Consider the following 13,262-nt stretch of genomic DNA (forward strand, 5'->3'; position numbering starts at 1 on the left):
TCAGCTCACCACTCCGGTCATGACGCCCACGGGTACGGCGATGAAGCCGGCCGTGAGCAGCAGCGCGAGGACGTTGGCCACGGTCTTCAGGGCGCGGTCGCGGGCGCGGCTGCCGACGCCGAGGGTCTGCGCGGCGCTCCAGAAGCCGTGCCGGACGTGCAGGCCGAGCGCGAGCATCGCGACGATGTAGATCACGTCGCCGTACCAGGTGGAGAAGGTGTCCACGACGTTCTGGTACGGGTGGCCGGGCTGGAAGCCGCCGGAGTGCACGGTGCCGGTGGTCAGGTCCAGGATGTGCCAGACGATGAACAGGCCGAGGATGATCCCGCCCCAGCGCATGGTGCGCGTGGCGTAGCTCGCCCGGGGCCTCGTGTGGACGTACTTGCTGGGCCGCGCCCTGATGTCGCGGCGGCTGAGCTGGTACGCGGACGTGGCGTGGGCGACCACGGCGACGACGAGCACGATCCGGACGAGCCAGAGGGTCCACTCGTAGTGCATGAAGGGTTCGCCGACGGTGCGCAGCCAGTGGGCGTAGTGGTTGAACTCGCCCGCCCCGAAGTAGATCTTCAGGTTTCCGATCATGTGCACCACCAGGTAGAGCAGCATGATCAGACCGCTGACGGCCATCACCGTCTTCTTGCCGACGGAGGAGTCCCACATCGTGCGCGCCATGGACGGCCGTCGGTCCGTCCGCGTTGCCAGAGCCATGGAACAGCACGCTAGGGCCGAACGTCCCGATCGGTCCAAGACATGGTGCGGCTCGTTTCCATAGCCTGGGGCTATCGTTGCTGTATGCAGCTCCAGCAGCTCCAGTATTTCGTGGCCGTCGCCGAGACCCGGCACTTCACCCATGCCGCCGAGCAGGTGCATGTGGCCCAGCCGTCGCTGTCGCAGCAGATCAAGGCGCTGGAGCGGGAGCTGGGCGCGGATCTGTTCCTGCGCGCGCGGGGCAACATCACGCTCACCGACGCGGGGGAGGCGCTGCTGCCGCTGGCCCGGCGGATTCTCGCCGACGCGGACACCGCCCGGCAGGAGGTGCAGGAGCTGGTGCAGCTACGGCGCGGCCGGGTGCGGCTCGGTGCGACGCCGAGCCTGTGCACGGGCCTGCTGCCGGATGTGCTGCGCGCCTTCCACGACCGCTATCCGGGCATCCGGCTCATGATCGAGGAGGGCGGCTCGCACGACCTGGTGCGGGAGCTGGCCCGGGGCGCGCTGGACCTCGCGCTGATCGTGCTGCCGCTGCCGACGCCGTCGCCCGCGCTGACCACGCGGGAGGTGCTGCGCGAGGACCTGGTCGTCGTCTCCTCCCCGGAGGCGCCGGCGCCCGGGGACGGGCGGATCGTGCACCTCGCCGATCTGGAGCGTGAGCGCCTGGTGATGTTCCGGCACGGCTACGACCTGCGGGAGCTGACCGTCGCCGCGTGCCGCTCCGCCGGGTTCGAGCCGGAGTTCGCGGTCGAGGGGGCGAGATGGACGCGGTGCTGGGGTTCGTGCGGGCGGGGCTGGGGGTGGCGGTCGTACCCCGGATGGTCGCGACCAGGGCGGGGCTGAGGTTGCGGGTGACTCCGCTCGCCCGGCCCGGGTTGCACCGGGTGATCGCGCTGGCGCATCGCAGCGATGTGGCTCCGCCGAGGGCCGCGCGGGAGCTTCAGCGGATGCTGCTGGAGCGGTGAGGGCGTTCGGTGCGGGGTGGCACCTGCCCCTGGAGCGCCGTCGCCGGGTGCGGTTGCGGTGTGGCCCGGCGCGCGGTTCCCCGCGCCCCTGGTGGGGGGCCACGCCCCCCACACCGCCGCGATCACCCCTGCGCGTCCGCCAACGCCAGGTCGTGGAGCCGCTCCGGCGGCCCCGGACGGGCGTAGTACCAGCCCTGGGCCGTGTCGCAGCCCAGGACGCGGAGCTGTTCGGCCTGGGCGCCGGTTTCCACGCCCTCGACGGTGACGGCCAGGTCGAGGCTGTGGGCCAGGGTGACGATGCCCTCGACGATCTTCAGGTCGACGGGGTCGGCGGGGAACTGCTGCATGCCCTGGGTGAAGGAGCGGTCCAGTTTGAGGACGCTCACCGGGAGGCGGCGCAGGTTGGCGAGGTTCGAGTAGCCGGTGCCGAAGTCGTCCAGGGCGATGTCCACGCCCATCTCGGCGAGCCTGCGCAGCGGTTTGAGCAGATCGTCGTCGGCGCCGATGAGCGCGGACTCGGTGACCTCCAGGCACAGGGCGTCGGGGGTGACGCCCGCGCGTTCCAGGATGTCCACCGTGTCCTGGACCAGACCGGGATGGCTGAGCTGGCACGGGGACAGGTTGACGTTGATCCGCAGCGGCCCGGCGTGCCGGCCGCCGTGCCGCTCCCGCCAGGCGCGGGCCTGCCGGATCGACTCCTCCAGGACCCAGCGGCCGAGCGGGACGATCAGCCCGGTGTGCTCGGCGAGCGGGATGAAGCGGTCGGGGCCGAGCACTCCGTGCTGCGGGTGCAGCCAGCGCACCAGCGCCTCCGCGCCGCGCACGCTGCCGTCGCCGAGGTGCACCAGCGGCTGGTACTCGATGAAGAACTCGCCGCGTTCCAGGGCGGTGGGCAGGGCGTTGGTGAGGCCGTGCCGGGTGATGGCGCGGGCGTCCGCCTCCGGGTCGGCCAGCTCGCAGCGGTTGCCGCCCGCCGACTTGGCCCGGTACATGGTGATGTCCGCGCTGCGCAGCACCTCGGCGGCCGTACGCTCGCCCGCCGGGCCCTCCACGATGCCGAGGCTGCCGCGCACCAGCAGGTCCCGGCCGTCGATGCTGATCGGGGTGACCAGCGCGTTCATGATCCGCTCGGCCAGCTCGTCCACGGTGCGGTCGGTGCCGGGTCCGGTGGTCAGCGCCACGAACTCGTCGCCGCCGAGCCGCGCGACCATCTCGCCGGGCGCGGTCGCGCAGGACTGGAGGCGGTCGGCGACCTCCACCAGGAGCCGGTCGCCCGCCGCGTGCCCGAGGCTGTCGTTGATGGTCTTGAAGCCGTCCAGGTCGAGGTAGCACAGCCCGAAGCGCTGGCCGTTCCCGGCGGCGAGGAACTTCTCCAGCCGCTCGAAGAACAGGGTGCGGTTGGGCAGCCCGGTGAGCGCGTCGTGCGTCGCCTCGTAGCGCAGCCGCAGGTTGAGCAGCCGGCGCTCGGTGGTGTCCTCCATGAGCGCCAGCTGGTACTGCGGTCTGCCGTCGGCGTCGCGCAGCAGGGAGACCGTCAGGTTCGTCCAGAGCACCGTGCCGTCGGGCCGGTTGAACGCCTTCTCCAGGTGGTAGTGCTCGCGGTCGCCGCGGACCAGTTCGTCGTACAGGCGCCAGGTCTGCGGGGCGTCGTCGGGGTGGGTCCAGTCCTGCACCCGGCGGCCGCGCAGCGACTGCTGGGTGAGCCCGAACATGCGCAGCAGCGCCTCGTTGACCTGGAGGATGTGGCCGTCGAGGTCGGCGATGCCGATCCCTATGGCGGCGCCCTCGAAGACCGCGCGGAACCGGGCCTCGCTCGCGTGCAGGGCCTGCGCCACCACGCCCTGGGCCCGCAACGCGGCCTGGGCGATGGCCTCTTGCTCGGCGAGGGTGCGCCGGCGCAGCGCGTGCGCGTAGCCCGCGGCCATGGCGTGCTGCAACCGCGAGGAACGCATGCGCAGTTCGTCCTGCGGGCCGTCCCCGCCGCAGTAGAGCACCAGGTAGGCGTCCACGCAGTCCAGGGTGCGCGAGAGCGCCTCAGGGTCGGTGCAGTGCGCCTCGACCAGGGCCACGCCGACCGCTTTCGCGGCGTCCGCGTCGAAGCTGCGGGCCCGCAGCAGTTCGCTCAACCGGCGTCCGAGCGGCAGGAGTTGTGCCTCGAACTCGGCGCGGGTGAGCGACGTGGAGGTCACCGGGTACAGCGCCCGGCTCCAGATCGTCGTCAGCCGGCGCAGTCTGTCCTCCGGCCCGTCCGGTTCCGCGCTCACGCCGTACGCCCCACGCCGGCGTATCCGGCGAAGGCGAACGGATCCTCGTCCTCCGGCGCGGATTCCGGGCGCCAGAGCGGCATCGGCACCAGTCCGGGTTCCACCATGTCGTACCCCTCGAAAAACCGCGCGACCTCGTCGCGCGAGCGCATGATCAGCGGGTTGCGAATGTCCTTGTATACGTCCACCGCGCCCTCGGCCCGCTCCGCGGACACGGGGATTCCCTCGTACGAGGCATGGGTGAGGATCAGCATGCTGCCGGGCGCGAGCGCGTCGCGCAGCTCGGCCACCGCCCCGTAGGGGTCGTCCGCGTCTTCCACGAAGTGCAGTATGGCAACGAGGAGGAGGGCGACTGGCTGGTTCAGGTCGATCAGCCGCAGGAGTTCGGGGCTGGTGAGTATCTCCTGGGGCTTGCGCAGGTCCGCCGCGGCCACGTCCGCGGTGTCGTTGTCCGCGAGCACGGCCTGGCTGTGCGCGACGGCGACCGGGTCGTGGTCGACGTAGACGACATGGGCGCCGGGGACGGCGCCCTGGGCTATCTCGTGCACGTTGCCGTACGTCGGGATGCCGGAGCCGATGTCGAGGAACTGGGTGATGCCCTGCTGCCCGGCGAAGCGCACGGCCCGGCGCAGGAAAGCCCGGTTGGCCTGCATCGTCTTGGGCAGCCCCGGCATGAAGTCCATGGCCTTGCGGGCGGCCTCCCGGTCGACCTCGAAGTTGTGTGAACCGCCCAGGTAGTAGTCGTACATGCGCGAGACGCTCGGCACCGAGATGTCGATGCTGCGTGGGGCCCAGGCGGGACGCTCCATTATCTCTCCAAGGCGGGGACGTGGACATAGGCGATCCGGTGTTCGAGCTGAGGCTACTGATCGCCCGCCAAAGGAGCGACCCGAACCGGAAATTGACCATCCGTTCCCGGTCACTGCCTGCGGGAAGCGCCCGGCCGACCCCGCTCGGTGACCTTCCGGGGCGAGCGAGTGCGTCGACCGCGGTCCACCGCGGATCATCGGTACGGGTGACACCTCGGACCGTCACTCGGTTGACGGTCCGGAGCCGTCGCCGCGAAGCGCCGAGGGTCGAACTGAGGTGCCTTTCAGGCCATGTCGGACTCATCCGATCGTCAAACCACTGATCGGCTTTATCCCTCCTTCGGACCAATACCGCCGCAGTCCGGGTTACGGCCGCTCCGCGCGTCCCATGATCTCCGGGTGCATGGACTCCACCTGACCCGACGCGCGCCCGCCCCAAGGGTGTTGGCCCTGCTGGCGCTGGCCTGCGCGCTGACGGGCTGCCCGGTCGGCCATGCGTCGGCCGACGCCTGCGCGTACGTCTCCACCGGGCCGGGCGGCACGGTGGCGGTGGCCTCGGCGGGCGATGTCCCGGTCGCGGCCTCGGGGGGCGGCACCTCGGCCCTCACGGGCGGCGCCTGGGCCTTCGCCGGCTCCGACGCGGCCTCGGCCGAGGGGCCTTCGGCCACGGCGGGCGGTGCCTCGGCCTTCTCGGGAGGCGCCTCGGTGACCCTCTCCGGCGGCCGTCACCACCACTGGCCGCCTCACCACCACCGCCCGCCGCACCGGCACTGCCCGCCACCGCCGCCCCCGCCGACGTGCCCGCCCACCCCGACCCCGACCCCGACGCCGCCCCCCGCGCCCACCCCGACTCCCACTCCCACCCCGGCCCCGCCGCCCGAGCCGAAGCCGACGCCCAGGCCGCGGCCCACGCCGAAGCCCGCGCCGCCCGTCCGGGCGCCCCGGCCGACGCCCACCCCCACTCCCCCACCTGCTCCGAAGCCCGTACCGGCCGCCCCGAAGCCCAAGCCGAAGCCCCGGCCCACGCCGCGGCCTTCGGTGGCGCCGGTGAGCTTCCCGGCGTACCACCCGCATCCGGCCGGCCGGCCCGCCCCGGGCCACACCGCGCCCGTCACCTACGTCCTGCTCATCGCCGTACCCGCGATCGTCGCCGTCGTGGCCCTGCGCCCGCGCTGACCCGTCGGGCCGCTCTTCACTGGAGGTTTCCGTTGTCGGATTGGCTTGTTCTCGTCCTCGGGATGCTGGGCGCCTGTGTCGTGGTGGTCCTCGTGACCTTCGTACGGCACCGGCGGGCACCCGAGGACGAGGACCCCAACGAGACCCCGGACGTCATCGAGTACATGACGATGTGGATCGGCGTCGTGTACGCGATCGTCCTGGGTCTGGCCATCGCGGGCGTGTGGGAGGCGCGTGACTCCGCCCAGAGTTACGCGCAGTCCGAGGCGCAGGCGCTGCACGAGATCTCGGAGCGGGTGCGGGTGTACCCGCCGGCGACCCGGGACCTCATCCGGGCCGATGTCAACTCCTATGTCAGCTATGTCGTGCACACCGAGTGGTCCACGATGGCCCGCCAGGAGCGCATCACCGACCACGGGACCGCGCTGCTCCAGAAGGTCCGTCAGGACGTCACCGACTACCAGCCGAGGAACGACTTCGAGGCGCAGGCGTACCAGCCGCTGCTGGACCAGATGGCCGCCGCGGACCAGGCCCGCAACGCACGGGGCGACTCGACGGGCGCCACCATGCCCTCGGTGGTGTGGTGGGGGCTGCTCACCGGGGCGGTCATCACCGTCGGCATGGTGTTCGCGCTGCAGATCCGGCGCACCCGCAGGGAGCTGATCCTGGCCGGGCTGTTCTCCGCGACCATCGCCTTCATGCTGTTCCTGATCTGGGACCTGGACGCCCCCTACAGCCGGGGCATCGCGGTGACCGCGGAACCGTTCCTCAATCTGTTCCCGGGCATCGGGAGCTGAGCGGACCGGACGGCCCGACGGCCGAAGTCCCGGACCGGCGGCCCGCGCACAGGGGCCGCCGGTCCGGGCGTTCTCGGGGAACCCCCTACGGGTTCCCTCAGACCCGCCGCTCGCCCCTGCGGCGCAGCCAGTACGCCCCGCCGCCGATCAGGGCCACGCCGACCAGGCCGCCGCCGATGGCCATGTCCGCGGTCGTCGCGCCGCTGGTCCTGCTGCCGCCGAGGCCGCCGTTGACCCCGCCGATCACCGTGAAGGCCCGGGGCCGGGTGATGGTGCGGCCGTCGCAGCGCACGGAGATGTCGTACCGGCCGGCGCGGGCGTTGCGGTTGACGTAGACGACACCGCGCGCGGTGTCGTCCCGGAACGGCGTCAGGGGCGCGGTGCGGAAGGCCCGGGAGGCCATCTCGCCGCCGCGCCGGCAGCCCTGCACGGTGACCATCAGCCGGCCCCCGGCCGCGACCACGCCCGGTGAGACGACGATGTTGCGCAGTCCGCCGTCGCCGGGCCCGTTGCCGAAGTCACCGCCCGGGCCGCCGTCGCCGGGCCCGAAATTGTCGCCTCGGCCGCCATTGTCGCCCCGGCCGCCATTGTCGCCCCGGCCGAAGTCGTCGCCCCGGCCGTTGCCGCTGATCCGGCCGTTGCCGCTGATGGTGCCGTTGAAGTGGCCCTCGAAACGGCCGTTCCCGCTGAAGCCGCCGTTCCCGTTGAAATTCCCGTTCCCGTTACCGAAGTTGCCGCCTCCGTTCCCGTTCTCGAAATTACCGCCCCCGCCGCCACGGCCCCCACCGCCACCGCCACCGTTGCCGCCTCCGCCCCCGCCACCGCCGCCACCACCACCGAAGTTGCCTCCTCCTCCGCCGCCCCCGCCGCCGACGATCCCGCCTCCGCCACCTCCGCCACCGTTACCGAGATTCCCGCCCCCGCCACCGATTCCGATGGCCCCGTTCCCGAAGTTGCCGACACCGGTACCGGGGCCGACGATGGTCCCCGAGCCCGTACCCGTGCCTCCCGTGGTGCCGCCCCCGTTGCCCATGCCGTCCGCGACGGCCACGGGGGCGGCGAGTCCGAGCACGGCCACCGCGGTGCACGCGGCCGCCAGGGCGCGTTGGTTTCGCATGTGATCCTCCGCGGAAGGCACCCCGGGGCCCGTCCCCGGTCGATCGGCGAGAAAGCACCTCCCAGCAAAACCCTCGGGCGCGCGGAACACGCCCGCATGTCGAGAATGGTCCGTCCTGGTGATCCGACACACCGCACGACAACCTGACAATCGGATATAGCCGCAGGTCACGGACCGTCAGAAAATTCCTGGGAACGGCAACTCGGATGGCGCACCACGAGGGTGACGGGCCACCCGTTCGCCACTCGGCCCGTCGCCGCTCGCCCGCGCGGGACTTAGCTTTTTCCCATGCGCAACGCAGGGGACGACCGACGCTTCGAGACGGGACGGCGCGTGTCCGCGCCCCGGCTGTACCAGCCGGCCCGGCTCCCCGAGGAGGACGAGGGCGACGCCGCACGGCGCCGGCGGCGCGCCCCGTGGGGTGTGATGGCGCTGCTGCTGCTCTCCGGTCTGGCACTCCTTCGCAACGGCTCGGGCGAGTTCGACGTCGGCCCGCCGCAGCCCGCCTCGGCGGCGGCCCCGGACACCCACCCCCCGCGGAGCCCGCTGCCCACCGGGCCCGTACCGCTGGCGTTCTCCGCGGCGGACCGGGTGCGCATCCCGGCGATCCACGTGGACGCGCCCATCACGCCCGTGGGTCTGGACCAGACCGGGGCGGTGAGCGCGCCGCCGCCCGAAGACCCGGATCTGGCGGGCTGGTTCACCGGTGCGGTCTCCCCCGGCGAGAAGGGCACCTCGGTCATCGTCGGCCATGTCGACAACCAGCAGGGCCCCGCCGTGTTCTACGGGCTCGGAGCGCTGAAGAAGGGCGACCGCGTCGAGGTCACGCGCAAGGACGGCAGGACGGCGGTGTTCGAGATCTACGGCGTCGAGGTCTTCTCCAAGGCCGGCTTCCCGGGCGACCGGGTGTACGGCTCGAAGGGCGCCCCGGAGCTGCGCGTCATCACCTGCGGCGGCGGTTTCTCCAAGCAGAACGGCTACGACGGCAATGTCGTCGTCTTCGCCCGCCTGGCCGCGGTCACCTGAACCACCGCGGCCCGGCGGGGGTTGGGCGCGGCGTCAGACGCGCCGGTTCGGCACCGTGAGGCGGTATCCGCTGTCGAGCAGATGGGGCAGCCATTTCTGGATGGCCGCCACGGTCTGCGAACGGTCGCCCCCGGCGTCGTGCGAGAGGATCACCACGCCCGGCGCGGCGCCGCGCTCCACCCGGTCGATGATGACGCCAGTGCCGGGCGTGTCCCAGTCGGTGGTGTCGATCGTCCAGGCCATCGGCTCCATGCCCATCTCGGCGCCGAGCTGGAAGGTGGCCTTGTTCCAGGCGCCGTAGGGGGCGCGGAACCATTGCGGGAGCTCGCCGTAGGTCTTCTCGATGATGTGACTGGTGCGTTCCATCTCGGACTCGATCTCCGAGCGGTCGAGGGTGGTCAGCAGGGGGTGTGTCCAGGTGTGGTTGCCGACGACATGGCCGTCCTGTGCCATCCGGGCCACCAGGTGCGGGTTGGCCTCGACGCACTCGCCGCACAGGAAGAACATCGCGCGTACGTCGTGCCGGGCGAGGGTGTCCAGGATGTGCGGGGTGTAATCGGGGTTGGGGCCGTCGTCGAAGGTCAGCATCATCTGCCGGCCGTGTTCGGAGATCCGGAAAATGGGTTCCGTGCGCACCTTCAGCCTGCGCGGCACGGAGTGCGGCGGGGCGCCTCCGGTGAGCGGCTGGAGCCGGAAGGCGGAGGACTTCAGGGGCGCCTGGCGGGCCTGCGGGCCGGGGGCCGGCGCGGGCGCGGAGGCGGCGGTCGGGGCGCCCTCCTCGTCGGCGCCCGCCACGATGAGACCCGCGGTGCCGGCCGCGCCGAGGGCGGCGGCACCGGCGAGGAGCATACGACGGCGTGTGAACAACTGATCCTTCTGCATGACCCATCAGTCGCCCCGCGAAGGGTCGCCGCACCGCAACGGCACGGCGTGCGGGCGGTATTCCACCCGGTCGGACCAGCGCGGGCACCACCCGCGGTGCCCCCGAGGGGGCTCCGGCGACCCGTCGGCCGCCGCGGACGTCGTCACGGCAACGGGTGGAGCGGCGAGTCGAGTTGGCGCGGTCGGCGGGCGCCGGCGACGGGACTCGCCCCGGCCATGAGCCGGAGCCGGGGCTCAGCGGTGGCGCACCAGCGGGAACGGCAGGGTCTCCCGGATGGTGAGCCCGGTGAGGAACATGACGAGCCGGTCGACGCCGAGGCCGAGGCCGCCGGTCGGGGGCATCGCGTAGTCCAGAGCCTGGAGGAAGTCCTCGTCGAGCTCCATGGCCTCCGGGTCTCCGCCGGCCGCGCGCAGCGACTGCTCGGTGAGCCTGCGGCGCTGTTCGACGGGATCGGTCAACTCGGAGTAGGCGGTGCCGAGTTCCATGCCGAAGGCGACGAGGTCCCAGCGTTCGGCGAGCCGGGGGTCGGTGCGGTGCTGCCGGGTCAGCGGGGAGACCGCGGTCGGGAAGTCCTTGTAGAAGGTGGGCAGTCGGGTGTGCCCCTCGACCAGCCGCTCGTACATCTCCAGGACGACGTCCGCGGGCTGGTCGTCCGGCGTGTACGGCACCGAGGCGCGGTCGCACAGCCGGTGCAGGCGCAGCAGCTCGGTGCCCGGCCCGATCTCCTCGCCGAGGGCCTCGGACAGGGCGCCGTACACCGTCTTCACCGGCCAGTGCCCGGAGATGTCGTACTCCTCGGTGCCTCTGCGGGCCACCGGGGCGCCGTGGGCTGCGGTGGCCGCGCCCTGGATCAGTTCGCGGGCGAGGTCGAGCATCACGTCGTAGTCGGCGTACGCCTGGTACGCCTCCAGCATGGTGAACTCGGGGTTGTGCTTGGGGGACACGCCCTCGTTGCGGAAGGTGCGGCCGAGTTCGAAGACCTTCTCCAGGCCGCCGACGCAGAGCCGCTTGAGGTACAGCTCGGGGGCGATGCGCAGATACAGGTCGAGGTCGTAGGCGTTGCTGTGGGTGGTGAAGGGGCGGGCGTTGGCGCCGCCGTGGATCTGCTGGAGCACCGGGGTCTCGACCTCGACATAGCCGCGCGCGGACAGGCCCTGGCGCAGGGCTCCCACGGCGGCGGAGCGGGCGCGGAGCACGGCGCGGGCGGCGGGCCGGGTGACCAGGTCGAGGTGGCGCAGCCGGACCCTGGCCTCGGGGTCGGTCAGGCCCCGGCGCTTGTCGGGCAGCGGGCGCAGGCACTTGCCGGTGAGCTGCCAGCCGGTGGCGAAGACGGTGGGCTCGCCCCGGTCGCTGAGGCCGCTCGTCCCGGTGACGGTGATGTGGTCGCCGATGTCGGCGTCGGCGGTGAAGCGGGCGAGGGCGGCGCCGCAGCGGTCGCGGGTGAGGGCGATCTGGTGGTCGCCGGACCAGTCGCGGAGCACCGCGAAGACGATGCCGCCGAGGTCGCGGACCAGCATGATCCGCCCGGCGACGGTGACCTGCTCGCCGGGCGGGACGTCGGCGAGGGCGTGGGTCGGGGGGCGGACGCCGACGGGGTAGGGGTCGGTGCCCGCGGCGCGCAGCCGGTCGAGCGTGCGGTGGCGGACCCGGACCTGGTCGGGCAGTCCCGCGTCCGGGGCGGCGGGCGCGGCGCCGGTGTCGGGGGCGGGCGCGGGCGTGAGCGGCGGGGCCCAGGGCGCGGACGGCCGCCCGGCCGCCCGGTGCCCCTTGCCCCACAGGGTGCGCAGGGACGGTACGGGGACGAAGCCCTCGGCGATGCCGGAGGCCAGGCCGATCCGGGCGAGGGAGGCGGTCTCGCCGTAGCAGATGAAGCGCGGGTACCACTCGGGGTGGTACTTGGCGTTGGAGCGGTACAGGGCCTCCAGCTGCCACCAGCGGGAGAAGAACAGCAGCAGCCGGCGCCACAGGCGCAGGACCGGGCCCGCGCCGATGCGGGCGCCCTCCTCGAAGACCGAGCGGAACACGGCGAAGTTCAGGGAGATCCTTCGGATGCCCAGCTTCGGCGCGGCGGCGCACAGTTCGGTGACCATGAACTCCATCACGCCGTTGGGCGCGGCGCGGTCGCGGCGCATCAGGTCGAGGGAGACGCCGTCGGTGCCCCAGGGCACGAAGGAGAGCAGCGCGAGCAGCCGGCGGTCCTCGCCGCATGCCTCCACGAGCAGGCAGTCGCCGTCGGCGGGGTCGCCGAGCCGGTCCAGGGCCATGGAGAAGCCGCGCTCGGTCTCGGTGTCGCGCCAGGCGTCGGCCCGGTCGACGATCTCCTCCATCTCCCGTTCGCCGAGCGAGGCGTGGCGGCGGATGCGGCAGGTGGCGCCACTGCGGCGGACGCGGTGCACGGCCTGCCGGGTGACGCGCATGTCCCGGCCGTCCAGATCGAACCCGGCGACGTGCAGGATCGCCTCGTCGCCGAGCTGGAGGGCGCCGAGACCGGCCCGGGCGTAGGCGCGGGCGCCGTCCTCGGAGGCGCCCATCACGGCGGGCACCCAGGCGTAGCGGCGGGCCAGGTCCAGCCAGGCGGCGATGGCGTGCGGCCATGCCTCCGGATCGCCGACGGGGTCGCCGCTGGCCAGGCACACCCCGACCTCGACGCGGTAGGTGACGGCGGCCTTGCCGCTCGGTGAGAAGACGACGGCCTTGTCGCGGCGGGTGGCGAAGTAGCCGAGGGAGTCGCGCTCGCCGTACGCCCGCAGCAGGGCGCGGATGCGGGCCTCCTCGTCGCCGTGCAGGGCGGCCTCCAGGCGCTGTGAACGGAACAGCGCGGCGGCGGCGTTGAGCAGGGCGAGGGCGCCGAGCAGCCCGAGCACGAAGGTGACCTCGCGGGACGGGTGCCCGGTGAAGGAGCTGGCGGAGACGAGGCCGCCGCAGACCCGGTCGGCGGCCCACGCCAGGTGCTCGTCCGCGGGGAGGGTGCCCGGGAACAGCAGGACCAGGCCCCAGCCGAGCAGGATCGCCGCGGCGAGGCCGCCGAGCAGCACGGCGAGGGCGCGCCACACCGCGCCGCGGCGGGAGGCGGCGTAGAACTCCCGGCGGGCCACGAGCAGCAGGACCAGCAGCAGGCCGCACAGGATCAGGGAGGGCAGCGACTGGGCGTACACGCCGAGGGCGAGGCCGAGCGCGTCGCTGAGGACGAGCAGGCCCAGGTAGACGACGACCAGCCACCAGGCGACCTTCTTGCGGGCGGCGGTGGCCCCGGCCAGCAGGAACAGGAAGACCGCGTAGGCGAGGTTGGCGCTGATGGGGACCAGCAGCAGATCGACGGTCCGCACGAGCGGGCGCAGCACCCGGCGCAGGGGCTCCACCAGCGCGATCGCCGCGCACAGCAGCCCCAGCGCGGCGAACAGCCCGCCGAACGCCTCGGGCACCCAGCCAAGCCGCCCGCCGCCGGCCGGGGGGTCCTCCCCCGCGCCGTCCCTGCGCGCGGCGGGCTCCGCGGTGGCGGTCATGGTTCCGACTCTAG

General features: G+C 72.9%; 9 protein-coding genes and 1 pseudogene. 4 read left to right on the plus strand and 6 right to left on the minus strand.

Annotated elements, in window-relative coordinates; genetic code table 11:
* Entirely contained in the window at nt 1–672 is a 672-nt protein-coding gene (locus GHR20_RS03065) for a succinate dehydrogenase (protein WP_111584979.1), read from the minus strand.
* 120 nt (nt 673–792) lie between these two features.
* Here GHR20_RS03065 and GHR20_RS03070 point away from each other — a divergent pair.
* Nucleotides 793–1,673, plus strand: a pseudogene (locus GHR20_RS03070) (LysR family transcriptional regulator).
* A 122-nt stretch (nt 1,674–1,795) separates the two neighbouring features.
* On the opposite strand, the gene GHR20_RS03075 reads toward GHR20_RS03070, so the two are convergent.
* Nucleotides 1,796–3,937 (minus strand): EAL domain-containing protein, encoded by a 2,142-nt coding sequence (locus GHR20_RS03075; protein WP_153812106.1) that lies wholly within the window; start codon nt 3,935–3,937, stop codon nt 1,796–1,798.
* Complete coding sequence (locus GHR20_RS03080; protein WP_111584976.1) at nt 3,934–4,746, minus strand: SAM-dependent methyltransferase; 813 nt, start codon at nt 4,744–4,746, stop codon at nt 3,934–3,936. The genes GHR20_RS03075 and GHR20_RS03080 overlap by 4 nt, the downstream gene beginning before the upstream one ends.
* A 399-nt stretch (nt 4,747–5,145) precedes the next feature.
* On the opposite strand from GHR20_RS03080, the gene GHR20_RS03085 reads away from it, so the two are divergent.
* Nucleotides 5,146–5,922, plus strand: a complete 777-nt coding sequence (locus GHR20_RS03085; protein WP_153812107.1) for a hypothetical protein — start codon at nt 5,146–5,148, stop codon at nt 5,920–5,922.
* Between the two features lie 32 nt (nt 5,923–5,954).
* A complete protein-coding gene (locus GHR20_RS03090) occupies nt 5,955–6,719 on the plus strand; it encodes a DUF4239 domain-containing protein (protein WP_181516478.1) in 765 nt (254 codons plus the stop codon).
* Between the two features lie 97 nt (nt 6,720–6,816).
* Here the strand turns inward: GHR20_RS03090 and GHR20_RS03095 are convergent, their stop codons facing one another.
* Entirely contained in the window at nt 6,817–7,836 is a 1,020-nt protein-coding gene (locus GHR20_RS03095; RefSeq protein ID WP_153815803.1) for a hypothetical protein, read from the minus strand.
* Between the two features lie 348 nt (nt 7,837–8,184).
* Between GHR20_RS03095 and GHR20_RS03100 the strand changes: the two genes are divergently transcribed.
* Nucleotides 8,185–8,862, plus strand: coding sequence for a class F sortase (locus GHR20_RS03100; protein WP_153815804.1), 678 nt, complete (start codon nt 8,185–8,187; stop codon nt 8,860–8,862).
* Between the two features lie 33 nt (nt 8,863–8,895).
* Here GHR20_RS03100 and GHR20_RS03105 read toward each other — a convergent pair whose 3' ends face one another.
* Together GHR20_RS03105 and lysX are read right to left on the minus strand one after the other, a co-directional pair.
* Nucleotides 8,896–9,744, minus strand: coding sequence for a polysaccharide deacetylase family protein (locus GHR20_RS03105; protein ID WP_153812108.1), 849 nt, complete (start codon nt 9,742–9,744; stop codon nt 8,896–8,898).
* A gap of 234 nt (nt 9,745–9,978) precedes the next feature.
* On the minus strand, nt 9,979–13,248 hold the full coding sequence (gene lysX, locus GHR20_RS03110; RefSeq protein ID WP_153812109.1) for a bifunctional lysylphosphatidylglycerol synthetase/lysine--tRNA ligase LysX: 3,270 nt from the start codon (nt 13,246–13,248) through the stop codon (nt 9,979–9,981).
* Nucleotides 13,249–13,262 lie beyond the last annotated feature (14 nt).

It is taken from the genome of Streptomyces sp. SUK 48, assembly GCF_009650765.1.
Taxonomy (GTDB): Bacteria; Actinomycetota; Actinomycetes; order Streptomycetales; family Streptomycetaceae; genus Streptomyces.